The 26176-nt window shown below is 73.7% G+C and carries 5 protein-coding genes; all 5 read left to right on the top strand.

The features are described 5' to 3' along the window. Positions 1 to 47 precede the first annotated feature (47 nt). The 5 genes from ACZ4UB_RS16900 to ACZ4UB_RS16880 all read left to right on the top strand — a co-directional run bounded on the left by ACZ4UB_RS16900 (position 48) and on the right by ACZ4UB_RS16880 (position 26078). Positions 48 to 10910 carry a type I polyketide synthase gene (locus ACZ4UB_RS16900; RefSeq protein ID WP_468070843.1) on the top strand — a complete coding sequence of 3621 codons (10863 nt, stop codon included), beginning with the start codon at positions 48 to 50 and terminating at the stop codon, positions 10908 to 10910. Between the two features lie 60 nt (positions 10911 to 10970). Continuing rightward, complete coding sequence (locus ACZ4UB_RS16895; RefSeq protein WP_468070841.1) at positions 10971 to 20921, top strand: SDR family NAD(P)-dependent oxidoreductase; 9951 nt, start codon at positions 10971 to 10973, stop codon at positions 20919 to 20921. 113 nt (positions 20922 to 21034) lie between these two features. Beyond that, positions 21035 to 22828, top strand: a complete 1794-nt coding sequence (locus ACZ4UB_RS16890; RefSeq protein ID WP_468070839.1) for a carbamoyltransferase family protein — start codon at positions 21035 to 21037, stop codon at positions 22826 to 22828. Beyond that, a complete protein-coding gene (locus ACZ4UB_RS16885) occupies positions 22825 to 24516 on the top strand; it encodes a hypothetical protein (RefSeq protein WP_468070837.1) in 1692 nt (563 codons plus the stop codon). Before ACZ4UB_RS16890 ends, ACZ4UB_RS16885 begins: the two co-directional genes overlap by 4 nt. Then, the gene (locus ACZ4UB_RS16880; protein WP_468070835.1) at positions 24513 to 26078 is read left to right on the top strand and encodes an ATP-binding cassette domain-containing protein; all 1566 of its coding nucleotides are present in this window, start codon (positions 24513 to 24515) and stop codon (positions 26076 to 26078) included. Before ACZ4UB_RS16885 ends, ACZ4UB_RS16880 begins: the two co-directional genes overlap by 4 nt. Positions 26079 to 26176 lie beyond the last annotated feature (98 nt).

Below are 26176 nucleotides of genomic sequence, written 5' to 3'. Positions count from 1 at the left end.
TGAATCCCCCCCGCTGAACGAAACGTGTTGGACCGGAAGAGGACTGGATGTCGAACGAGCAGAAGCTCCGCGAGTACCTGAAGCAGGCGGTTGCCGATGCGCGCGACTCCTACGCACGGCTGCGCGCCGTCGAGGAGGCCGCCCGTGAGCCGCTCGCCATCATCGGCATGAGCTGCCGGTTCCCCGGTGGGGTGCAGACCCCCGAGGCCCTGTGGGAGCTGGTCGCCGAAGGGCGTGTGGGCATCGCGGACTTCCCCGCGGACCGCGGGTGGGACCTGGGGGCCCTCTACGACCCGGAGGGACTGCGCCCGCGCAGCTCGTACATCCGCAAGGGCGGATTCATCGACGGCGCCGCGGACTTCGACGCCGAGTTCTTCGAGATATCCCCGCGCGAGGCCCTCGCGATGGACCCGCAGCAGCGGGTGCTCATGGAGGCCTCCTGGGAGGCGTTCGAGCGGGCCGGGATCGACCCGGGCACACTGCGCGGCGAGAGCGCGGGGGTCTTCGTCGGCGGCGTCCTGTCCGGCTACGGCTCGAACGTGGCCACCGCGCAGGACAGCGAGGGTTACCTGCTCACCGGTAGCGCCTCCAGCATCCTCTCCGGCCGCCTCTCCTACGCGTACGGGTTCGAAGGCCCCGCCGTCACCGTCGACACCGCCTGCTCCTCCTCGCTGACCGCGCTGCACCTCGCCGCGCAGTCGCTGCGCAACAAGGAGAGCTCGTTGGCCCTGGTGGGCGGTGTGATGGTGATGGCGACGCCGGACGCCTTCACCGAGTTCAGCAAGCAGCGCGGGCTCTCCCAGGACGGCCTCGTCAAGGCCTTCGCCGCCGCGGCCGACGGCACCGCCTGGGGCGAGGGCGTCGGCGTACTGCTCGTCGAGCGGCTCTCGGACGCCCGCCGCAACGGCCACCGCGTCCTGTCCGTCATCCGCGGCTCCGCGGTCAACCAGGACGGCGCGTCGAACGGCCTGACCGCGCCCAACGGTCCCTCCCAGCAGCGCGTCATCCGCTTGGCGCTCGCCAGCGCGGGGCTCGCCGCGTCCGACGTCGACGTCCTGGAAGCGCACGGCACCGGCACGACCCTGGGCGACCCGATCGAGGCCCAGGCGCTCCTCGCCACCTACGGCCAGGACCGCCCGGAGGATCGCCCGCTGCTGCTCGGCTCGGTGAAGTCCAACATCGGCCACACCCAGTCGGCGGCCGGTGTCGCGGGCGTCATGAAGATGGTGCTCGCCCTGCGGCACGGCGTGGTGCCGCCCACCCTGAACGTGGACGAACCCACCCCGCACGTCGACTGGGCGGCGGGCGCCGTCGAGCTGGTGACCGAGGCCGTGGCCTGGCCCGAGACGGGCCGGCCGCGACGGGCGGCGGTGTCCTCGTTCGGGATCAGCGGAACCAACGCCCACGTGATCCTCGAACAGGCCCCCGAGGACACGGCACCGGAGGCCGAGGAGCCGTCCGCGGGCGACGCGGCGACCCCGGTGCTCACCGGCGTCCCCGCTCCCTGGCCGCTGTCCGCCAAGAACACCGCCGCGCTGTACGACCAGGGCGACAGGCTGCGCACCTTCCTCGCCGACGCGGGCACCCCCGACGTCGACGCCGTGGCCGCCGCCCTCGTCCGCACCCGCGCCTCCTTCGCCCACCGCGCCGTCGTCTTCGGCGACGAGCGCCCCGCGGCCCTCGCCTCGCTCGCCGACGGCACGGCGGACGCGCCCGGCCTGGTGCACGGCATCGCACGCCCCGGCGCCAAGGTCGCGTTCGTCTTCCCCGGCCAGGGCTCCCAGTGGACCGGCATGGCCACCGGACTCCTCGCGTCCTCGCCGGTCTTCGCCGAAGCCCTGCGCGCGTGCGCCGAGGCGCTGGCGCCGCACGTGGACTGGCAGCTGCTCGACGTCCTCGGCGACGAACAGGCCCTGGCGCGCGTCGATGTGGTGCAGCCCGCCCTGTGGGCCGTCATGGTCTCCCTCGCCAAGCTCTGGCAGGCCGCGGGCGTCACGCCCGATGTCGTGGTGGGGCACTCCCAGGGCGAGATCGCCGCCGCCTGCGCCGCCGGCATCCTCTCCCTCGAAGACGGGGCGCGCCTGGTCGCACTGCGCAGCCGCACCATCGCCGAGGACCTCGCGGGGCAGGGCGGCATGGTCTCCCTGGCCGCCTCCGCCGAGCGCGCCGCCGAACTCCTCGACGGCCGCGACGGCGTGTGGGTGGCCGCCGTCAACGGCCCCGGCGCGACCGTCGTCGCCGGCGCCCCCGAGGTGCTCGCCGAGGTCTCCGAGGCCGCCGAGGCCGCCGGTGTCCGTGCCCGCACCATCCCGGTCGACTACGCGTCCCACACCCCGCACGTCGAGAGCATCCGCGACCGGCTCCTCCAGGTCGCCGCGCCCATCGAACCCCGCGCCGGGTCCGTGGCGATGTACTCGTCGGTGACCGTGCGGCCGCTCGCCGGGGGCAGCGCCGACGCGCGGTACTGGTACCGGAACCTGCGCGAGCCCGTGCGGTTCGCCGAGACGGTCAACGCCCTCCTCGACCGCGGCATCGACACCTTCGTCGAGATCAGCCCGCACCCGGTGATCGCCCCCGCCATCGAGGACCTCGCGGCCGCGGCGGGCCACGACGACGTGGTCGTCTCGGGGACGCTCCGCCGGGACCAGGACGAGAGCACGGCCCTGACCCGCGCCGCCGCCACCCTGTGGACCCGCGGCGCCCCCCTCTCCTGGGACGCCTTCCTGGCGGGAGCGGCCGCGAGCGCCACCCCGGCCGGCCTGAACGACGCGGCCGAACTGCCGACGTACCCGTTCCAGCGGCGCCGGTTCTGGATCGAGGGCCCCGCCAACACCGGGGACGCCGCGGGCATCGGGCTCGACCCCGTCGCCCACCCGCTGCTCGCCGCGGCCACGATCCCCGCCGAGTCCGGCGCGGCCGTCTTCACCGGCAGGATCTCCCTGCCGACGCACCCCTGGCTGGCCGACCACGTCCTCCTGGGGACCGTGCTCCTTCCCGGCACCGCCTTCCTCGAACTCGCCCTCGCCGCAGGCCGGGAGATCGGCTCCGGCCGCGTGCGGGAGCTCACCCTGGAGCGCCCCCTCACCCTCACCGCGGACACCGGCGTCACCCTCCAGGTCCAGGTCGCCGAGGCCGACGAGTCCGGCGCGCGGACCGCCACGATCCACTCCCGGACCGGCACCGCCGACCAGGAGGAGCCCGCCGAGTGGATCCGGCACGCCACCGCCACCCTCACGGCCGAAGAGCCTTTGGAGTCAGGCGAGTTCGCCGACCTCCAGGGCGCCTGGCCGCCCGCCGGCGCCACCGCCGTCGAGAGGGGCGACTTCTACGGCGCGCTGTTCGAGCGCGGCTACGAGTACGGCCCCGCCTTCCAGGGCCTGCAGTCCGTCTGGCGCCGCGGCGGCGAGGTGTTCGCCGAAGTGGCCCTGCCCGAGGAGGCGGCCGCCGCCGACTTCCTCGCCCACCCCGCCCTCCTCGACGCCGCCCTCCACGCCATGGGCCTGGGCGGCCTGTTCGGGGACGAAGGCGCCGTGCGCCTCCCGTTCGCCTGGACCGGCGTCCAGACCTGGACCGACGGCGCCACCTCGCTGCGCGTCCGGCTGACCGCGGCCGGCGGCGACGGCGTACGCCTGCTGGCCACGGACGCCGCGGGCACGCCCGTCGCCTCCGTGGACGAGCTCGTGCTGCGCCCGCTCTCCGCCACCGACGTGCGCGCGACGGACCCCGGCCGGTCGCTGTACGTCCCGCGCTGGGACGCCTGGCAGCCCGCGACCGCGACCGCAGTCGCACCTCTCACCGTCTCCTGGCACCCGGGCACACCGCTCGCCGAAGTACTGGCCGGAGAGCCTGAGTTGGTGCTCCTCGACTGCGCCGCCCAGGACGTGCCCGGCGGCGGCGACGACGTACCGGCCGCGACCCACGCCATGACCGGCGTCGTGCTGGCCCGCGTCCAGGAGTGGCTCGCCCAGGAGGCGTCCACCCGGGCCAGGCTCGTCGTGCTGACCCGCGGCGCCGTCGGCATCGCGCCCGAGGAACTGCCCGACCCGGTGCAGGCCGCTGTGCGTGGCTTCTTGCGTTCGGTGCAGTCCGAGCATCCTGATCGGTTCGTGTTGGTGGATGCGGATGCGGATGCGGGTGTGGTTGGCGTGGTGGCTGCGGCTGTTGTTGCGGGGGAGCCGGAGGTGGCTCTGCGGGGTGGGGATGTGTGGGTGCCGAGGTTGGTTTTGGTGGGTGCGGATGCTGCTGTGGTTTCGGGTGGTGGTGTGTCGTGGTCGGGTGGTGGTGCGGTGTTGGTGACGGGTGGCACGGGTGTGGTGGGTGCTGCTGTGGCGCGGCATTTGGTGGCTGTGCATGGGGTGCGTGATCTGGTGCTCGTGAGTCGTCGTGGTGAAGGGGCTCCGGGTGTGGGTGAGTTGGTGGGTGAGTTGGTGGGGTTGGGTGCTGCGGTGCGGGTGGTGGCTTGTGATGTGGCTGATCGTGTTGCGGTGGGGGAGTTGGTGGCGGGTATTTCTGATCTGCGTGGTGTGGTGCATGCGGCGGGTGCGGTGGATGACGGTGTGGTGACGGGGTTGACGGCGGAGCGGTTGGCGTCGGTGTTGCGGCCGAAGGTGGATGCGGGGTGGTATTTGCATGAGGCGACGCGGGGTCTTGGGTTGGGCCTGTTCGTGTTGTTCTCGTCGGCGGCTGGTGTGTTCGGTTCGCCGGGTCAGGCCAACTACGCGGCGGCCAATGTGTTCCTGGACGCGTTGGCGGTGCGCCGTCGTGCTGAGGGTCTTCCGGCCCAGTCCCTGTCGTGGGGTCTGTGGGAGGAGACCAGCGAACTCACCGCCACCCTCGACGCATCCGACAAGGCCCGGCTCGGCCGCGGCGGAATGCGGGCCCTCGGCACCGAGGAAGGTCTCGCGCTCTTCGACCGGTCGCTGGGCCTCGACGCCCCGCACCTGGTTCCCGTACGCCTCGACCTGTCCCGCGCCCGCGCCGAAGGCCAGCAGGTGCCCCCGCTGTTGCGCGCCCTGGTCCGCACCCCCGCGCGCCGCGCCACCGGCACCCCCGGGGGCCGTGGCTGGCGTGCGCAGTACGAGGCCGTGCCCGAGGGCGAGCGCGAGAGCATGCTCGTCGACCTCGTCCGGGCCCAAGTGGCCGCCGTCCTGGGTCACTCCGGCGCGGACGCGGTCCCGGCCCAGCGCGGCTTCAAGGACCTCGGCTTCGACTCCCTGACCGCTGTGGAGCTGCGCAACCGGCTGGGCGAACTCACCGGCAACCGCCTGCCCGCGACACTGGTGTTCGACTACCCGACACCGGCCGCGCTCGGCACCCATCTGCACGGTCTCCTGGCCGGCACGGCCGCCCGGCAGCGCAGCGAGGTGGCGCGGGTCGTGGCGGACGACGAGCCCATTGCGATCGTCGGCATGAGCTGCCGTTTTCCCGGCCACGTCGACTCGCCCGACGAGCTGTGGCAGATGCTCGTCGACGGCGGTGAGGGCATCAGCGGCTTCCCGACCGACCGCGACTGGGCCCTCGACTCGTTCTTCGACCCCACCGGCGAACGCCCCGGCACCTCCCTGGTGGACCAGGGCGGATTCCTGCACGACGCCGCCGACTTCGACGCCTCCTTCTTCGGGATCTCCCCGCGCGAGGCCGTGACCATGGACCCCCAGCACCGGATGCTCCTGGAGCTGTCCTGGGAGGCCATCGAACGCGCGGGCCTCGACCCGACGGAGCTGCGCGGCAGCCGGACCGGAGTGTTCTCCGGCCTGATGTACCACGAGTACGCGGCACGTCTGCGCTCCGTGCCCGAGGACGTCGCGGGCTTCCTCAGCAACGGCAACGCGGGCAGCGTGGCCACCGGCCGGGTCTCCTACACCCTCGGCTTCGAGGGCCCCGCCGTGACCGTGGACACGGCCTGCTCCTCGTCCCTGGTCGCGCTGGACATGGCCGTCAGCGCCCTGCAGCGCGCCGAGTGCGACCTGGCGCTCGCCGGCGGCGTCACCGTGATGTCGACCCCGACGATCTTCGCCGAGTTCACCCGTCAGCGCGGCCTCGCCCACGACGGCCGCTGCAAGGCGTTCTCCGACGCGGCCGACGGCATGGGTGTCGCCGAGGGCGCGGGCGTGGTCCTCGTCGAGCGTCTCTCGGACGCCCGCCGCAACGGCCACCGCGTCCTCGCCGTCATCAAGGGCTCGGCCGTCAACCAGGACGGCGCGTCGAACGGTCTGACCGCGCCCAACGGTCCCTCGCAGCAGCGGGTCATCCGGCAGGCGCTCGCCAACGCGGGCCTGGCCGCGTCCGACGTGGACGTGGTGGAGGCGCACGGTACGGGTACGTCCCTGGGCGACCCGATCGAGGCGCAGGCGTTGCTGGCGACGTACGGGCAGGAGCGCGGCGGCAACCGGCCGCTGCTGCTCGGTTCGGTGAAGTCCAACATCGGTCACACCCAGGCCGCCGCCGGTATCGCGGGCGTCATGAAGATGGTGCTCGCCCTGCGGCACGGCACCGTGCCCCGGACCCTGCACGTCGAGCGGCCCAGCGAGCACATCGACTGGACGGCGGGCGCCGTCGAGCTGGTGACCGAGGCCGTCGCGTGGCCCGAGACGGGCCGGCCGCGACGGGCGGCGGTCTCCTCGTTCGGGATCAGCGGAACCAACGCCCACGTCATCCTCGAACAGGCCCCCGAGACCGCGGAAGCGGAGCCGCGTGCGGAGCGGCCCGAGCCCGTGCTCGCCGCCGCCGAAGGCGCCGTACTGCCGTGGCTCGTCTCGGCCAAGTCCCCCGCCGCGCTGCGCGGCCAGGCCGAGCGGCTGCGCGCCTTCGCGGTCGCGGGGGCCGAGCCCGCGGCGACGGCCGCCGCGCTCATCGGCGGCCGCAGCGCCTTCGACGAGCGCGCGGTCGTCCTCGCCGCCGACCCCGAGGGCTTCGCCGAAGGGCTCGCGGGCCTGGCCCGCCAGGACGCCGATGTCCCCGGGTTCGTCTCCGGGACCGTCCGCCCCGGCGCCAAGGTCGCGTTCGTCTTCCCCGGCCAGGGCGCCCAGTGGACCGGCATGGCGCTCGGCCTGATGGAATCGTCGCCGGTGTTCGCCGGGGCCCTGCGCGCATGCGCCGACGCGCTCGCGCCGCACACGGACTGGAACCTGCTCGACGTCCTCGGCGACCAGCAGGCCCTGGCGTGCGTCGACGTGGTGCAGCCCGCCCTGTGGGCCGTCATGGTCTCCCTCGCGAAGGTCTGGCAGCAGTCCGGCATCACGCCCTCCGTGGTCGTCGGCCACTCCCAGGGAGAGATCGCCGCGGCCTGCGTGGCCGGCGCCCTGACCTTGGACGAGGGCGCCCGTCTCGTGGCCCTGCGCAGCCGCGTCATAGCCGAGGAGCTCGCCGGGCGCGGCGGCATGGCCTCACTGACCGTGCCCGCCGACGAGGCCCAGGCCCTCATCGACCGCTACACGAACCCCGACGGCGCCGCCGAAGCCGCCACCGGCGTGGTCATCGCCGCCGTCAACGGCCCCGGCGCGGTCGTCGTCGCCGGTGACGAGGGACCGCTGCGACAGCTCCTGGACGGCTGCGAGGCCGACGGGATCCGCGCCCGCCGCATCCCCGTGGACTACCCCTCGCACGGCCCCCAGGTCGAGCTCATCAAGGACCGCCTCCTCAAGGAGCTCGGCGACATCACCTCGGCGCGGCCCCAGGTGACCTGGCGCTCCACCGTGACCGGTGAGGACGTCCGGGACCGGGAGGCCGACACGGAGTACTGGTACCGCAACCTCCGTCAGCCGGTGCGCTTCGCGCAGGTCGTCGCCGACCTCATGGAAAGCGGCATCGACACCTTCGTCGAGGTCAGCCCGCACCCGGTCACCACCGCGGCCCTGGAGGACTCCGCGCTGCGGGCCGGGGGGCGCGAGGTCGTCGTCACCGGCACCCTGCGCCGCGACGAGGACGAGCGCACCGCCCTGCTGCGCAACGCCGCCGTCCTGTGGACCAGGGGCCTCGGCGTGGACTGGACCGCTCTCGCCCCGGCCCCGGGCGAGCGGGCCGACGCCGTCGACCTGCCCACCTACGCCTTCCAGCGGGAGCGCTACTGGCTCGACGCGCCGAACGACTTCGGGGACCCGGGCGGTGTCGGTCAGGAGGCCACCGGCCACCCGGTGCTCGCCGCGGCCGTCGTCCCCGCCGGGACCGACAGCATCCTGTTCACCGGCAGGCTCACCACCCCGGCCGCGGCCTCGCCCGCGGAGCACACCGTGCTCGACACGCCCGTACTGCCCGGCAGCGCCCTGCTCGACTGGGCGCTGTACGCGGCGGACCGCCTCGGCCTGCCCGGCGTCGCGCGCCTGGAGCAGCACGAACCGCTGCTCCAGGCTCCCGACGGCGCCGTCCGCGTCCAGGTGATGGCCGCGGAGCCCGACGACTTCGGGCACCGTCGCCTCACCGTCCACGCGCAGCCCGACGGTGACGCCACCGCGGAGTGGACCCTGCACGCCACCGCCGAGCTGCACCCCGGGGCCGAGGAGACCGACGCGGCGTACGCACGGCTCGCGGGCACCTGGCCGCCGGCCGACGCCACCCCGGCGGACACGGCCGGGCTCTACGGCGAACTCTTCGCCGCGGGGCAGCAGTTCGGGCCGGCCCTCCAGGGGCTGCGGAGCGCCTGGCGCGCGGGCGACGACATCTACGCCGAGGTCGAGCTGCCCGAGCGGGCCGTCGAGGGGCTCGCGCCGCGCGCCGCGCTCCTGGAGTCCGTCTGCCAGGCCTGGCGTCTCGCCGACGCGGGCGGCCCCGGTACCGCGGGAGTCCTGCAGCCCGCCGTCTGGCAGGGCGTGCGGGTGCGGGCCGGTGGCCTCGACACCGCCACCGGCCAGGAGGCGGTCGACGGCGCCCGGATCGTACGGGTCCTGCTGTCCCCGGCCGGCGACGGCGCCCTGCGGGTGCGCGTCACCGATGCCGAGGGCATCCCGCTGCTCGGCGCGGACCGGGTCGAGCTGCGTCCGGTCACCGCGGCCCGGCTCCGCTCGGCAGGTGCCACCGCGGCGCGTTCGCTCTACGAAGTGAGCTGGGAGCGCCGTGCGTTCGACGCGCTCGCACAGACGCCGCGTTCGATTCTGTGGGACGGTACGCGGTCGGCGGAGGAGATCGAGGCCGCCGTCGCCGACGGTGTGCGGCTCGTCCTTCTGGACGCGACCGCGCTCGACGCCCCCGGGCAGCGGGACAGCGACGGCGAGCACCTGCCGCAGCGGGTCCGCGAGACGCTGACGACCGCCCTCGCGCGCTCCCAGCAGTGGCTCGCCGACGAGGCGCTCGCCGACGCACGGCTCGCCGTGGTCACCCGTGGCGCCGTCGCCGTGTCGGGCACCGACCCGGTGGACCTCACGCAGGCCGCTGTGCGTGGCTTCTTGCGTTCGGTGCAGTCCGAGCATCCTGATCGGTTCGTGTTGGTGGATGCGGATGCCGGCGTGGTCGGTGTTCCGGTGTCCGTGGTTGCTGCGGCTGTTGTTGCGGGGGAGCCGGAGGTGGCTCTGCGGGGTGGGGATGTGTGGGTGCCGAGGTTGGTTTTGGTGGGTGCGGATGCTGCTGTGGTTTCGGGTGGTGGTGTGTCGTGGTCGGGTGGTGGTGCGGTGTTGGTGACGGGTGGCACGGGTGTGGTGGGTGCTGCTGTGGCGCGGCATTTGGTGGCTGTGCATGGGGTGCGTGATCTGGTGCTCGTGAGTCGTCGTGGTGAAGGGGCTCCGGGTGTTGCGGAGTTGGTGGGTGAGTTGGTGGGGTTGGGTGCTGCGGTGCGGGTGGTGGCTTGTGATGTGGCTGATCGTGTTGCGGTGGGGGAGTTGGTGGCGGGTATTTCTGATCTGCGTGGTGTGGTGCATGCGGCGGGTGCGGTGGATGACGGTGTGGTGACGGGGTTGACGGCGGAGCGGTTGGCGTCGGTGTTGCGGCCGAAGGTGGATGCGGGGTGGTATCTGCATGAGGCGACGCGGGGTCTTGGGTTGGGCCTGTTCGTGTTGTTCTCGTCGGCGGCTGGTGTGTTCGGTTCGCCGGGTCAGGCCAACTACGCGGCGGCCAATGTGTTCCTGGACGCGTTGGCGGTGCGCCGTCGTGCTGAGGGTCTTCCGGCCCAGTCCCTGTCGTGGGGTCTGTGGGAGGAGACCAGCGAACTCACCGCCACCCTCGGCGAAGCCGGGCTGCGGCGGATGAACGCCGGCGGTGTCCTGCCGCTCAGCACGGAGGAAGGACTCGCCCTCTTCGACCGCGCGCTCGCAAGCGGCCTGCCGCACTCCGCGCCGGTCCAGCTGGACCGCACCCTGCTGCGCGGCGGCGAGGACACGCCCGCGCTGCTGCGTGGCCTGGTGCGCTCCGCACCGCGCCGCGCCACGGCACCGGACGACGCGCAGGCGCTGCGCGGCCGCCTCTCCGCGCTGCCCGCGGCCGCGCGGCAGGAGGCCCTCCTGGAGACGGTGCGCGGCCAGATCGCCGCGGTCCTCAAGTACGGCACGGGCGACCAGATCTCGGCCACCCGGCCGTTCTCGGAGCTCGGCTTCGACTCGCTGACCGCCGTCGAACTGCGCAACCGCCTGGCCCGGACGGCCGGTACGAGGCTGCCCACCACGCTCGTCTTCGACTACCCGACGCCCGAGGCGCTCACCGGGCATCTGCTCACGATCCTGCTGCCCGAGACGGAGGCCGAGGAATGGGGCAGGGAGAGCGTCGAACGCCTTGAGGCCATGCTCGACGACGAGCGCGACGAGGCCGAGGTCAACAAGCTGACGGCCCGCCTGGAGACCCTGCTGCTGCGCTGGCGGGAACGCTCCAGGGCGCTGGCCGGCACCGCTCCGGGCGGCGGCCGGGCCCAGGACGCGGGGGCCGACGAGCTGAGCGAGGTCAGCGAGGAAGAGCTGCTGCGCTACATCGACGACGAGATCGGGCTGAGCTGATGCACGTACGGCTGCACGCACGGCCCACCAGCACGTTCTGCACAACGAGGGGTTTCGGACATGGCTGAGAAAGAGCAGATCGTCGAGTACCTGAAGCGGGTCACGGCGGACCTGAAGCGCACCAGGGGCCGAGTCCGAGACCTGGAGGAAGCCGAGCGCGAGCCCATCGCGATCATCGGCATGGGCTGCCGCTTCCCGGGCGGGGCCGGTACGCCCGAGGAGTTCTGGGACCTGCTGCACGACGGTGTCGACGCCATGAGCGACTTCCCCGACGACCGCGGCTGGCCGCAGTTCGAGGGCGGGACCCGTCCGCAGGGCGGCTTCCTCGACACGGCCACCGCGTTCGACGCCTCCTTCTTCGGCATCTCCCCGCGCGAAGCCCTGGAGATGGACCCGCAGCAGCGGCTGCTCCTGGAGACGTCCTGGGAGACCTTCGAACGCGCGGGCATCGACGTCACCGGCCTGCACGGCAGCAAGGCCGGCGTGTTCATCGGCGTCAACGGCGCCGACTACCCCGGCATGCTCAACCAGGCGGGACACGAGTCCCTGGGCCACCTCCTGACCGGCAATGCCCCCAGCGTCGTCTCCGGCCGGATCTCCTACACCCTCGGCTTCGAGGGCCCTGCCGTGACGGTCGACACCGCCTGTTCGGCCTCCCTCGTGGCGCTGCACCTCGCGGCCCGCGCACTGCGCTCCGGCGACTGCCCGCTGGCCCTGGTCGGCGGCGTCACCGTGATGTCGACCCCGGGCGTGTTCGCGGAGTTCGGCAAGCAGGGCGGCCTGGCCGTGGACGCCCGGTGCAAGGCGTTCGCCGAGGGCGCGGACGGCACCGCGTGGGGCGAGGGCGCGGGGGTGCTCCTGGTGGAGCGTCTTTCCGACGCCCGCCGCAACGGGCACCGCGTTCTTGCCGTGGTGCGCGGCACCGCGGTCAATCAGGACGGTGCGTCGAACGGTCTGACCGCGCCCAACGGTCCCTCGCAGCAGCGGGTCATCCGGCAGGCGCTCGCCAACGCGGGCCTCGCCGCGTCCGACGTGGACGTGGTGGAGGCGCACGGTACGGGTACGTCCTTGGGTGACCCGATCGAGGCGCAGGCGTTGCTGGCGACGTACGGGCAGGAGCGGGGCGGCAACCAGCCGCTGTTGCTGGGTTCGGTGAAGTCGAACATCGGGCACACCCAGGCCGCGGCGGGTGTGGCGGGTGTGATCAAGATGGTGTTGGCGATGCGGCACGGGGTGGTGCCGCCGACGTTGCATGTGGATGAGCCGAGCAGTCATGTGGACTGGGCTTCGGGTGCGGTGGAGTTGGCGACGGAGAAGGTCGTGTGGCCCGGTCGGGGTGTGCGGCGTGCGGGTGTGTCGTCCTTCGGGATCAGTGGGACGAACGCCCACGTCATCCTGGAGGAGGCCCCGCGGGAGGTCTCCGAGGCCGAGGATGTGGCCCCGGCCGGGGCCCAGGACGGTGGCCCAACCGTGCGGGAGGCCGTCGGCGTGCTGCCGTGGGTGCTGTCCGCCAAGTCGCCCGCCGCGCTCCGGTCGCAGGCGGCGCGGTTGCGGGAGCATGCCGTGGCGCGGGACGTGGACCTGGCGGGGACGGCTCTGGCGCTGGCCGCCACGCGTACCGCCTTCGAGTACCGTGCCGTCGTCCTCGCCGAGGACGCCACCGGCTTCACCACCGCCCTCGACACCCTCGCGGACAAGGGCACCGCGGGCCGCCACCTCGTCCGTGGCACCGCACAGCCCGGTGCCAGGACCGCCTTCGTCTTCGCGGGACAGGGCGCCCAGTGGGCGGGCATGGGGGGACAGTGGTACGAGCAACTCCCCGCCTTCGCCGCGGCGTTCGACGCCGTCTGCGAAGCCGCCGACCCGCAGCTCGACGTGCCGCTCGCGGACGTGGTGCTCGCCGGCTCCGCAGGCCGCCCCGCGGACCACGCGGACCTGATCCATCGGACCCGCTACACCCAGATCGCCCTCTTCGCCGTCGAGGTCGCGCTGTTTCGCACCCTGGAGGCGTGGGGCGTACGCCCGGACGTCGTCCTCGGTCACTCCATCGGTGAGATCGCCGCCGCCCACGTGGCCGGAGTGCTCTCCCTTCAGGACGCGGTCACGCTGGCCGTGGCCCGCGGCGACCTCATGCAGCAACTCCCGGACGGCGGAGCCATGCTGGCCCTCGACGCCACCCGGGCACAGGCCGACGCCTGGCTGCGGGCCCTGCCCGAACAGCACCGGCGGCAGGTGGCGATCGCCGCGGTCAACAGCCCCACCGCCGTGGTCGTGTCCGGTGCGTCGGACGCCGTCGACCAGGTGGCCGAGGCCGCCACGCTGGCGGGCCGGCGCTCCCGCAGGCTCCAGGTCAGCCACGCCTTCCACTCGCCGCTCATGGAGCCGATGCTCGACGAGTTCCGCTCCGTGCTCGCCCGCCTCACCTTCTCCCGCCCGGCCCTCCCGATGGTCTCCACCGTCACCGGTGAACTCGCGGCGGACGACATCACCTCACCGGACTACTGGGTGCGGCACGCCCGCGAAGCCGTCCGCTTCGAGGACGCCGTGCGCGCCGCCGAGCCGCGCGTGGACGCCTTCCTGGAGATCGGCCCGCACACCGTGCTCTCCCGGCCGCTGGAGGACAGCCTCTCCGCGGGCCACTCGGTCACCGTCACCTCCGTCGCCCACCGCGAACGGCCCCTGGTCGCCTCCCTGCTGAGGGCGGTCGGCGCCCTGTGGGCCGGTGGCGCCACCGTGGACTGGCGCGCGCTGCTGCCCGCCGTCCCCGCGGGCCAGGACCTGCCCACGTACCCCTTCGAACGGCAGCGCTTCTGGCCCCGCGTCTCGCCCCACCGCGCGGGCGACGTGAGCGGCGCCGGACTCGCCGGACTCGACCACCCGCTGCTGGGAGCCGCAGTCAGCATCGCCGACGGCAGCGCCGCCGGCGGCTCCGTGCTGACCGGCCGCCTCTCGCTCACCACCCACCCCTGGCTCGCCGACCACGCCATCCTGGGCGCCGTGCTCCTGCCGGGCACCGCATTCGTCGAACTCGCCCTGCGCGCCGGGCAGAACGTGGGCTGCGGCCGGATCCGCGACCTCACCCTGGAGACCCCGCTCGTCCTCACCCCCGAGGACGCCCTGCAGATCCAGGTCGGCGTGGGCCCCGCCGACGACGAGGGCCACCGCCACGTCGTCGTGCACTCGCGCCTCGAACCGTCCGACGACGGCACGAGCGGCGTGGAGACCGCATGGGTCCGGCACGCCCAGGGCGTGGTCGCCCCCCTGGACCAGAACCCGAACGCCGACGACTTCGGCGCGGTCACCGGCGAGGTGTGGCCGCCCCGCGATGCGGCCCGGGTCGAGATCGAGGACTTCTACCCCGCCCTCGCCGAGCAGGGCTACGCCTACGGCCCCACCTTCCAGGGACTGCGCGGGGCCTGGCGGCGCGGCACCGACTTCTTCGCGGACGTGGAGCTGCCCGAGGCCGCGGCGGACGACGTCGCGGGATTCGGCGTCCACCCGGCCCTGCTGGACGCCGCCCTGCACGTCATCGGCCTCGGCGCCGCGGCCGACGGCGCCGAGGACACCTCGCGGGTGCCGTTCGCCTGGAACGGCGTGCGGCTGTGGGCGAGCGGCGCCCGCACCGTCCGCGTCTGTCTGACGACCGTGGGCACCGCCGCCGTCCGCGTACGGATCGCCGACGCCACCGGCACCCCCGTCGTCGGCATCGACGAACTCGTGCTGCGGCCCGTCTCGGCGACCCCCGTGGCCCCGAGGCGCGCCCTGGTCGCGGAGTCCCTGTTCACCGAGGCCTGGCAACCCCGGACGGCGGGGGCACAGGACGCCGCCGGGGAAGCGGCGCCGCGGGTCTGGGGGCCGGACACCGCTCTCGACGAGCTGACGGCCGCCGACACCGTACTCCTGGACTGCGCGGGAGACGGCGCCACCGACACCCTCGAAGGGGTACGGGCCCGAGTGGGCCACGCCCTGGCGCGCATCCAAGCCTGGCTCGCGCACGACGGCATGGCCCCGGCCCGGCTGACCGTCCTGACCAGGGGCGCCGTCGCAGTGCGGCCCGGAGAGGACGTGGACCCGGTCCAGGCCGCGGTGCACGGCCTGGTGCGCTCGGCGCGCTCCGAGCACCCCGAGCGGTTCGCCCTGCTGGACCTGGCCCCCGGCACCGGGGTCGCCGATGTCCCCTGGCCCGTTGTGCGCGCCGCGCTCGCCGACCAGGAGACCGAGATCGCCGTGCGCGGCGCGGGCGTCTTCGTACGGCGGCTGGTGCGCGCCGCGACCGACGCCGACGCTCCCACCGCGTACGCCGGCCAGGGCACCGTCCTGGTCACCGGCGGCACCGGCGTCATCGGGTCCGCCGTGGCCCGCCACCTGGTCACCGCCCACGGCGTCCGCGACCTGGTGCTCACCGGCCGGCGCGGCGCCGACGCGCCGGGAGCCACCGAACTCGCCGAGGAGCTGCGCGCGGCGGGCGCCGAGGTGCGCCTCGTCGCCTGCGACGTCTCGCAGCGGTCCACGCTGGCCGAACTCGTCGCGTCCCTGCCCGAGTTGCGCGGCGTGGTGCACGCCGCGGGCGTCCTCGACGACGGCATGGTCACCGCGCAGACCGCCGAGCGCCTGGACACCGTGCTGCGGCCCAAGGCGGACGCCGCGTGGTACCTGCACGAGCTCACCCGGGAGCGGGACCTCGACCTGTTCGTCCTGTTCTCCTCGGCCGCGGGCGTCTTCGGATCCCCGGGCCAGGCCAACTACGCGGCCGCCAACGCCTTCCTGGACGCGCTCGCCCGGCACCGCCGCGCGGCGGGGCTGCCCGCGCACTCGCTCGCGTGGGGCCTGTGGGCCGACACCAGCGCCATGACGGGGACGCTCACCGACACCGACATGGGCAGGCTGGGCCGCGGCGGCCTTCGCGCCATCAGCGCCGACGAGGGCCTCGCCCTGTTCGACGCGTCGGTGCGGCTCGAAGAGCCGGTCGTCGTTCCCGTACGCCTGGACCTGCGGGGGCAGACCGACCCGCCCGCGCTGCTGCGCTCCCTGGTCAGGTCGACCCCGCGCCGTGCCTCCGACGCCCCCTCCTCGGCATGGCACGAGAGGCTGCTCGGCCTGTCGGCGGCCGAGCGCTCCGCCGCCCTCGTGGACCTGGTGCGCGAGTACGTCGCCACCGTCCTCGGCCACACCACGCCCGAGGGCATCGCGCCCGACCGGTCATTCAGCGACCTCGGCTTCGACTCGCTGACCGCCGTCGAACTCCGCAACCTCCTGGCCGAGTTCACCAAGGTCCAGCTGCCCACCACCCTCGTCTTCGACTACCCGAGCCCCGAGGCGCTCGCCGGCTTCCTGGGCGAGGCCCTCGCGGAGCCCGCGGAGCGCGGCGCACGCGTCGTCACGGTGCGCGCCACCGACGACGACCCCATCGCGATCGTCGGCATGGCCTGCCGCTACCCCGGCGGCGTCGGCTCGCCCGAGGAGCTGTGGGACCTGGTCGCGGACGGCCGCGAGGGCATCGGCGGCTTCCCCGCCGACCGCGGCTGGGACCTCCAGCGGCTCTACGACCCCGAGCCCGGCCGCACCGGATCGACGTACGTCCGCGAGAGCGGATTCCTGTACGACGCCGCCGAGTTCGACGCGGGATTCTTCGGCGTCTCGCCGCGCGAGGCCACCACGATGGACCCGCAGCACCGGCTGCTCCTCGAAACCTCCTGGGAGGCCATCGAGCGCGCGGGCATCGACCCGACGAGCCTTCGGCGCAGCCGGACCGGCGTGTACGCGGGCCTGATGCACCACGACTACGTGGCACGCCTCCAGGAGATTCCCGAGGAGATCGCCGGGTACCTCAGCAACGGCACCGCGGGCAGTGTCGCCTCCGGCCGCATCGCCTACACCTTCGGCTTCGAGGGTCCCGCCGTCACCATCGACACCGCGTGCTCCTCGTCCCTCGTCGCCCTGGACATGGCCGTGTCCGCGCTGCGCAGCGGCGTGTGCGACCTGGCGCTCGCGGGCGGCGTCGCCGTCATGTCGACCCCCACCGTCTTCGCCGAGTTCGGCAAGCAGGGCGGCCTGGCCGTCGACGGCCGGTGCAAGGCGTTCGCCGAAGGTGCGGACGGCACCGCGTGGGGCGAGGGCGCGGGCATGATTCTGGTGGAGCGTCTTTCCGACGCCCGCCGCAACGGGCACCGCGTCCTTGCCCTGGTGCGGGGCACCGCGGTCAACCAGGACGGTGCGTCGAACGGGATGACGGCGCCGAACGGCCCGTCGCAACAGCGGGTCATCCGTGAGGCGTTGGCGAGCGCGGGTGTGGGCGCCGCTGATGTCCACGTGGTGGAGGCGCACGGTACGGGGACGTCCTTGGGCGACCCGATCGAGGCGCAGGCGTTGCTGGCGACGTACGGGCAGGAGCGGGGCGGCAACCAGCCGTTGCTGCTGGGTTCGGTGAAGTCGAACATCGGGCACACCCAGGCCGCGGCGGGTGTGGCGGGTGTGATCAAGATGGTGTTGGCGATGCGGCACGGGGTGGTGCCGCCGACGTTGCATGTGGATGAGCCGAGCAGTCATGTGGACTGGGCTTCGGGTGCGGTGGAGTTGGCGACGGAGAAGGTCGTGTGGCCCGGGCGGGGTGTGCGGCGTGCGGGTGTGTCGTCCTTCGGGATCAGTGGGACGAACGCCCACATCATCCTGGAGGAGGCTCCGCGGGAGGTCTCCGAAACCCAGGACGTGGCCCCGGCCGGGCGGGAGGCCGTCGGCGTGCTGCCGTGGGTGCTGTCCGCCAAGTCGCCCGCCGCGCTCCGGTCGCAGGCGGCGCGGTTGCGGGAGCATGCCGTGGCGCGGGACGTGGACCTGGCGGGGACGGCTCTGGCGCTGGCCACCACGCGTACCGCCTTCGAGTACCGTGCCGTCGTCCTCGCCGAGGACGCCACGGGCTTCACCACCGCCCTCGACGCCCTCGCGGCCGGGGACCTCCCCGCTGACGGCGCCGCGCGCGGCATGGCCCGCGCATCGCTGAGGACCGCGTTCGTCTTCCCCGACCGGGTCGACGGGCTGGCCGACGCGGCACGCGAACTCCTGGACACCTCGCCGGTGTTCGCCTCCGCCATGGCCGAGTGCGCCGCCGCCCTGGCCCCGCACGCCGACTTCGCCCTCCTCGACGTCCTGCGCGACGAACCGGGCAGGCTCGCCGACCCGGCTGTCGCCCGACCCGCCCTCTGGGCGGCCACGGTGTCGCTCGCCGAGATGTGGTCGGCCGTCGGCATCACCCCGGTCGCCGTCGTCGGCTTCGGCGGCGGCGAGATCGCCGCGGCCTGCGCCGCCGGCGTCCTGTCCCTCACCGACGGCGCACTGCTCGCCGCCGGACAGGGCCGCCTGCTCGCCGCGCACGGGAACGAGCGGGGGAACGACGCCCTGCGCGAGCAGGTGAGGGCGCTGTCGGCCCAGGTCACCGCGCGCGACGGACGCGTACGGATGTACTCGGCCGTCACCGGGGCACCCCTCGCCGCCGGCGACCTGGACGCCGAGCACTGGTACCGGACCCTGCGCGAGCCGGCCGGCCCCGGCGCCGCCGTGAAGGCGCTCCTCGGCGACGGCGTCGAGGCCTTCGTCGAGCTGGGCACCCTCGTCCCCGCGGAGACGACCACCGCCGTCGCGGAGGCCACGGCGGCCGAAGGCCCCGACGTCCTGGTCACCGCCGCTCTGCGGCAGGGCCGGCCGGCGCGCCCCGCACTGCTGTCGACCGCCGCGGCACTGTGGGCGCGCGGCGCCACCCTCGACTGGTCGGCCCTGCTCGACACGTCGGCGCGCCCCGCCGACGTACCCACCTACGCCTTCCAGCACCAGCGCTACTGGCTGGACGTCTCCACGCCCGCGGGCGACGCGGGCACCGTGGGGCTCACGGCCGCCGACCACCCGCTCCTCGCCGGCGTGGTCGAGCCCGCGGAGAGCGACACGGCCCTGCTCACCGGAAGGCTCGCGCGGGCCACCCACCCCTGGCTCGCCGACCACGCGGTCGCGGACACCGTCGTGCTACCCGGCAGCGTCCTGCTCGACTGGGCGCTGTACGCGGGAGGCCGGCTCGGCTGTGCCCAGGTGGTCGAACTCGCCCTGGACGCACCGCTGGTCCTGGATCCGAACGCCGCCGTGCACGTCCAGGTCCAGGTCGGCGCGGCGGACGAGGCGGGCCTGCGTGCCCTGACCGTGCACTCCCGGACCGAAGCCGCCGCCGGCGAGGAAGCGGGGGAGTGGACGCGCCACGCCCGCGCGGTCGTCGGGCCGGTCCTGCCGGGCCCCGTGGACACCTCGGAGTTCCGCGCACTGTCCGGTTCCTGGCCGCCGCCCGGCGCCCAGGCCCTCGAACCCGCGGCCCTCTACGCCGCGTCGGAGGAACGGGGCCACCTCCACGGACCCGCCTTCCGTGGGCTGCGCTCCGCCTGGCGCAGCGGCACCGACATCCTCGCGGAGGTGGCGCTGACCGACGAGGCCCTCTCCGCGGGGCACGGCTTCGGCGGCCTGCACCCGGCCCTGCTCGACGCCGCGCTGCACGCGCGCACCGCCGAGCAGCCCACGGACACGGACGCGGACGGCACGCAGGTGTGGCTGTCCGCCGCCTGGCGCGGGGTACGGGTCCTCGACGCCACCGGCACCACGAGCCTTCGCGTACGGCTGTCCGACGCGGGCGACGGCGCGCTGGGCCTGTACCTGGCCGACACCACGGGGCGCCCGATCGCCGAGGTCCGCGAGCTGACGCTCAGGGCGGTGCCCACCGCCGGATTCCGGCGCGCCCCGGACGCCGAGGCCCCCGCTCCGCGGGCGTCCGCCCCGCGGCCCGCCGCACGCCCCGCTCCGTCGGGGCAGGGCGCCGTGGCGCGCGTCCTCGCCGCCGAGCCCGACCAGCGGGCCCGGCTCGTCGAGGACCTCATCCGGACCGAGCTGGCCGCGGTACTCGGGCACGGCGAGGTCGAAGTCATCGACGTGGACAGCGAGTTCCTCGACCTGGGCGTGGACTCGATGGCGGGAATCGACATACGCACCAGGCTCGGCTCGCTCCTGCGCCTGGAGCTCGCCGCGGCCACGCTCTTCGAGCACCCGACCACGGCGCTCCTCGCCGCTCACCTCCTCGACCTCATCGGCACCGGGCCGGAGCCGGGCGACGCGGGCACCACCGGCACGGCCGCCCCCGCCTCGGCGTTCGACAGCCTGGAGGCGCTCTACCGCCAGTCCCACGCCCTCGGCAGGGCGGGTTCGGCCGGCATGGACCTCATCCGGGCCGCGGGCCGGCTGCGGTCCGTCTTCGGCCACGAGAGCGCGGCGGAGCACCTGCAGGAGCCCGTCGTTCTCGCCAGGGGCGACGAGGACCGTGCGGTCCTCGTCTGCGTCCCGGCCATCACGGCGACCGCGGGACCCCTCCAGTACGTCGGGCTCGCGCAGCAGATCCAGGGCGAACGTGATGTGATGGTGCTGGTCAACCCGGGTTTCAGGGAAGGGGAGTTGGTGCCGGAGTCGTTCGAGGCGTTCCTCGGCCTCCAGGTCGAGGCACTGCGCTCGGCCGTGGGCTCGCGGCCCTTCGTGCTCCTCGGGCACTCCGCGGGCGGGCTCATCGGCCACGCCCTCGCCGCGCGGGCGGAGCAGGAGGGACTCACCCCCTCGGGTACCGTCGTCCTGGACACCTTCCAAGCCGGGACGCAGTTCTCCGCAGACCTCAGCCGGGCCATGCTGGAGGGCCTCTTCGCCCGCGAACACCTCTTCGGCAGCGGTGCGTTGGCCGGCGTACGGCTCAGCGCGATGGGGCACTACCACACGCTGATGGACGACTGCGTGCTCACCGGGACCAAGGCACCGACCCTCTTCGTGGGCGCCGAGGAGCCCCTGCCCCACCAGGCCGACGGCTTCGACGACGACGGCTGGCGCGCCGCCTGGTCCCTGCCGCACACCCTGGTCACCACACCGGGCGACCACTTCACGCTCATGGAGGACAACATCGCCATGACCACCGCCACGATCCGCGAATGGCTCGCGGAACGGCACATCTGAACCACCGCGGGGCGGAACGCAGTTCTGCCCCGCCACCCCCACCGGCCACTTCTACCGGCCACCACCTGAACACCGCGGCTCACAGAGATCCGTGTTCCAGAGGAGACAGCGCAGTGATAGTTCTTGGTTACAACGGTTTCTCCCGCGCCGCCGACACCTTCGGCAAGCTCTACGGCTATACGCAGGACAGCGTCGATCGGCACAGCTTCCTCGGTCACGACGCGGCCGCGTCCCTCTTCATCGACGGCAAGCTGGTCGCCGCCGTCGAGGAAGAGCGCATGAACCGCCAGAAGAAGACCTCCGCCTTCCCGATCAACGCCATGCGCTGGGTCCTCGACCAGGCGGGTCTCGACTTCGCCGACGTCGACTACTACGCCTTCGGCTGGCGGTTCACCCCGGAGTTCGCCGACGCCGCCATTTCCAAGATCGCCGGCGCCCCGATCCCTCCCGAGTACAAGTTCAAGGCCCTGGGCGACTTCGGCGAGCTCTACACCGGCTTGCTCGGCAAGACCGCGATCCTCCAGGACTTCGCCCGCAACACCGGGTTCGAGCTGGCCGAGGACAAGCTCGTCACCGTCTCGCACCACCGGGCCCACCTCGCCTGCGGCCGCACCTTCGCCGGCTTCGACGACGCCGCCTTCATCATCAGCGACGGCCAGGGCGAGTCGGACAGCGCCATCATGGGCGAGGTCCGCGACGGCGAGGTGAAGGTCTTCGAGCAGTTCACCATCGACTCCCAGAACTCGATCGCCCAGCTCTTCGCCGAGATCACGCGCTACCTCGGTTTCACCCCGAACAACGACGAGTACAAGGTCATGGGCCTCGGCGGCTTCGGCGAGCCGCCGGCGCAGGAGGACAACCCGATCCTGAACCACGTCGTCACCTTCGACGGTCCCGGGCGCTACTCACTGGCCCTGGCGGGCGACCCGCGCGGCCCCCGCGCCTACCTCGCCCTCTTCGACGAGATCTTCGGCGGCAACGACGACAACCGCGGCGAGTTCGAGTTCCAGGTCCGGGTCGCGAGCGCCGCCCAGCAGGCCCTCGAAGTGGTCACCGCGCACCAGCTGCGCGCCCTGGCCGACGTCACCGACCTGCGCGACCTCATCTACGAGGGCGGCGTGGCGCTCAACTGCGTCAACAACACCAAGCTCCTGGAGGACCTGCCGTTCGAGCGCGCCGAGGTCAGCTTCGGCGCCAGCGACCCGGGCATCTCCATCGGCGCGGCGGCCCACGTCGTCCGCGAGCAGAACGTCCCGCTCGTGCCCGTGAAGACGCCCTACCTCGGCCCCGAGTACACCGCCGAGGAGATCCTCGCCACTCTGGACGCCTACACCGACCGCGTCACCTGGGAGGAGCACCCCGACGGCGCGATCGTCGCGAAGACCGCCGAACTGCTCAGCGGCAAGACCGTCATCGGCTGGTTCCAGGGCCGTACCGAGTACGGCCCGCGCGCGCTCGGCAACCGCTCCATCCTGGCCAACCCGTCCCACGCGGACATGAAGGACATCATCAACACCCGGGTCAAGCACCGCGAGCCGTTCCGCCCCTTCGCCCCGATCGTCCTGGAGGAGAACGCGCCGAAGGTCTTCGAGATGGGCAAGAAGGAGCGCTCGCCCTACATGACCTTCGTCTTCCCGGTGAAGCCCGAGTACACGCAGACCATCGCGGCCGCCACGCACGTCGACGCCACCTCGCGCATCCAGACCGTGACGGACGACAGCAATCCCCGGCTGGCCGAGCTGCTGCGCGCATTCACCGCGCGCACCGATGTGCCGTGCCTGGTCAACACCTCCTTCAACGTCGCGGGCGAGCCGGTCGTCAACTCCCCGAAGGACGCGGTCGAGTGCTTCCTCAGCACCGACATCGACGCCCTGGTCCTCGGCGATTACCTGGTCACCAAGCGATGAGCGCACCCACCGGAGCCCTCTGGCGCGCCCGTACGGGGCTCGTCCTGGAAGCGGCGGGGGCGGTGGCCACCGTCGGCCCCGTCCTCGCCGTCATCGAGGTGTGCAGAGAACTCCTCGACGGCGACCCCGACGGCGGCCGGATCGGCCGGCTCGTCCTCGTGGTCGCCGCCGCGGCGGTCGTCGGGTTCGTGGCCCAGCTGGCGGGCCGCGTCCTGAGCAAGGAGGCGGGAGCGCGCACCCAGGACGCACTCCTCCTCGCGGTCAGCGGCCGGCTGCGCGGCGCCCGCGCGGCCCGGCCGCTGCACGCCGCCTGGAAGGAGCACGGCACCACACTGGGCCGTGACATCGTCTCCACGGGTGTCATGGTGGGCCGGGCGGGATCGGAACTCCTGTCGTCGATCCTGGTGTTCGTCCTCTCGATCGGCTACCTGTTCTGGGTCGACTGGTTGATGGCACTCATCACCCTGACTCCGATCCTGCTCGGCTTCGCCGTCTTCGGCTTCATCTCCGCACGCTTCTTCCGCGAGATGGCGAGCGACTACGCGGCGAGCATCAGCGGCATCGACGCGGTACGCCCCACCGTGGGCCTGGCGCACCGGATCAACCCGGCCGGCACGCGGGCCCACACCGCCGCCGCGACCCGGCGCTCCGCCGCCCGACTGGCCGATGTCACCGATGAGTTCAGCGCGTTCTTCCGGGTCCGCATCGGCTCGCTGCTGGGCGGTCGGGCGCTGGCCGAGATCGCCTTCTCGCCCCTGACCGTGCTCGCCTTCGTCCTGTGCGGGGGAGCGCTGCTGACCCGCTCGGAGTCGCTGGCCCCCGCCGACCTGATCCCGTTCCTGCTGGTCGGCGCGGGACTGGCCGCACCTCTGCTGGCCATCACCTACTTCGTCGAGGAATTGGGCGAGGGCAAGAAGGCCTCGGCACGCCTGGGCCAGTTCGCCGCCGGGATCGTGCCGCCCGCGGCGGCCGGCGCGGGAACGGCCGACACCGCCGACGGTGTGGCACCGGAGGCCGAGCCGGTCCCGGGCCCCGCCCTGGAGCTGCCCGAGCGCGGGGTGCTGACCGTCGTCGCCGCCACCGACGCGGGCGCGGACTCGGTCATCGACCGGCTGCTCGCCGACACCCCCGCGGAGCGGCTCGCCGCGGTGGAGGCCGACCCGGCCGTCGTGCTCGGCCCCATCGGCGCGTACATCACCGCTGACCGTACGGGCGCCAGCGCTGCGGAGGCCGAACGCGCCGCGCGCACCGCCGGCTGCCACGACGCGATCGCCGCGCTGCCCCGGGGCTACGACGCGATCGTGGGCTCCGAGGCGCCGCAGTCGTACCCCGAGCTCCAGCGGCTCGCGCTCGCCCGGCTGCTCGCCGGGGACCGCGAGGTCGTCCTGCTCGACGAGCGGGCCTTCCCCGGCTCCCCGGACACCGTCCGGGCGGCGGTCGCCGAACTGCGCGACCGGGCCGCCGTGGTGGTCGTCGCCACCGGGCCGCCCGCGGTCATCGACGGCGCTCTCGTGGTGACCGAAGCCGGGAAGGTGGTGGCATCGGGCACCTACACGGAGCTGACCGGTCCCGGCAGCCCGTACGCCGGTTTGCTCGACCCCGTCGGGGGGCCGCGCCGTGCTGCGGACCCCGTGGCCCCGTCCACCGGGTCCGCAGGGTCCCCCGCGTTCCAGGAGGTGCCCCGATGAGGGCCGTGCTCGCCCGCTTCTTCCAGGTCTCGGGGAAACGGGGACTGACGTCGCTGTGCCTGTTCCTGCTCCTGGGCGCCGTCGTCCAGGGCGTCGCCTTCACCTTCGTGGTGCCCATCACGGAAGACCTGCTCACCCCCGGTGCGGCGGCGCCCTGGGCCTGGATCGCCGCTCTCGCGGTCGTCTGCCTGGTGTACGCGGTGCTCCACTACCGCAGCGTGCCCCTCGGCAACGAGCTGGGCGCCGCACTGGTGACCACCCTGCACAGGGAGGTCGCCGAGCACACGGCGAAACTGCCCAACCGCGAGCTCGGAGTGGGCCGTTCCGACCGGCTGGCCGCGCTCGACGGCACCGCGGTCGTGGTCCTGATGGGACTTCCCGCACATGTCATGCGGCCGTTGGTGGCCGCGGCCGCCACACCGCTGACCGTGATCGTCATCAGCGCCTTCGTCAACCTGAAGGTCGCTCTGACGCTGGCGGCGGGGTTGATCGTGCTGGCGCTGTGCTCCGTACTCGTGGCCCGCCTGCTGTCCCGCCACGAGGAGCCCGACGGGGCGGAGTGGCTCCGCAGGAGTTACGAGCAGCGGGGTGCGGGGCGCTCGGGCGGCTTCCTGGCGACCGCCACCGGCGAGGTGCTGCTGTGGCGGGCGGTCGAACTCGCCGCGTGCGCTGCCGTCGGCGCCTGCGCGGCGGCCGTCACCGGCGACGGGCTCTCGGGAACCAGGGGCGTCGCACTGATCGTGCTGTCGGTCCTCACCTACCGGCCCATGATGGAAGCCGTCCTGCTGACCAGCACCGTCATGAACGCACGTGAAGTGATGTCCACCATCGGCAAGTTGCTGGACAGCGGGGAGTCCGGGTCGCAGGAGGTCCGGCCGGGCGCCGACTGGCCCGACAGCGCCGACCTCGTCTTCGACGGCGTCAGCCTGCGGGTGGAGGACACGACGGTGCTCGACACGGTCTCGTTCGAGATCCCGGGCGGTACGACCACGGCGCTCGTCGGAATCCCCGACGGCACCCGGCTGCTGCTCGGCGACCTGCTGACCGGCGACCTCACGCCGACGTCGGGGCAGGTGCGCATCGGCGGGGTGGACGTGACCGCCCTCGCCCCGTCCGTCGTGGAGCGGCACATCGCCCGGGTCCGCCCGCAGGACTCGGAGCACACGTGGGAGGAGGCGGGCCGACTGCTCGACACCTTCCCCGACCGGCTGGCGGACCGGCCCGGTGTACGGGACGGGCTGAACCGGCTGCGCGCCGCGGTGGCCGCGCGGGACACCGCTTCCGAGTCGCCCGGTGAGCCGCTCTCCTCGGCGGACCGCTGGCGGCTGGCGCTGTTGCGCGCCCTGGCCGGCGATCCTTCCCTCGTGGTGGTGGACGCGACGGCCGGTACGGACCCGTTCGACGCCGAGGCCGACCCCGAGCTGGCCGCGTTGTTCACCGGGCTCTCCCAGGACCGCACGTGCTGGCTCCTGACGGGCGTCGGGGGCGAACTCCCCTCGTGCGACCGGCTGGTGGAGGTCCGGGGTTCCCGATCCACCGCGCGCATCGCCGTGTCGAGTTGACAGGAGAGAGGGGGGCGGGGGGGGGGGGGGGGGGGGGGGGGGGGGGGGGGTGGAGCGGGGGGGGGGGGGGGGGGGGGGGGGGGGGGGGGTGGGGGGAG

This window comes from Streptomyces sp. NPDC028419 (assembly GCF_055565515.1).
Note: the sequence above shows the minus strand (reverse complement) of the source record. Positions and strands in the feature narration are given on the sequence as shown.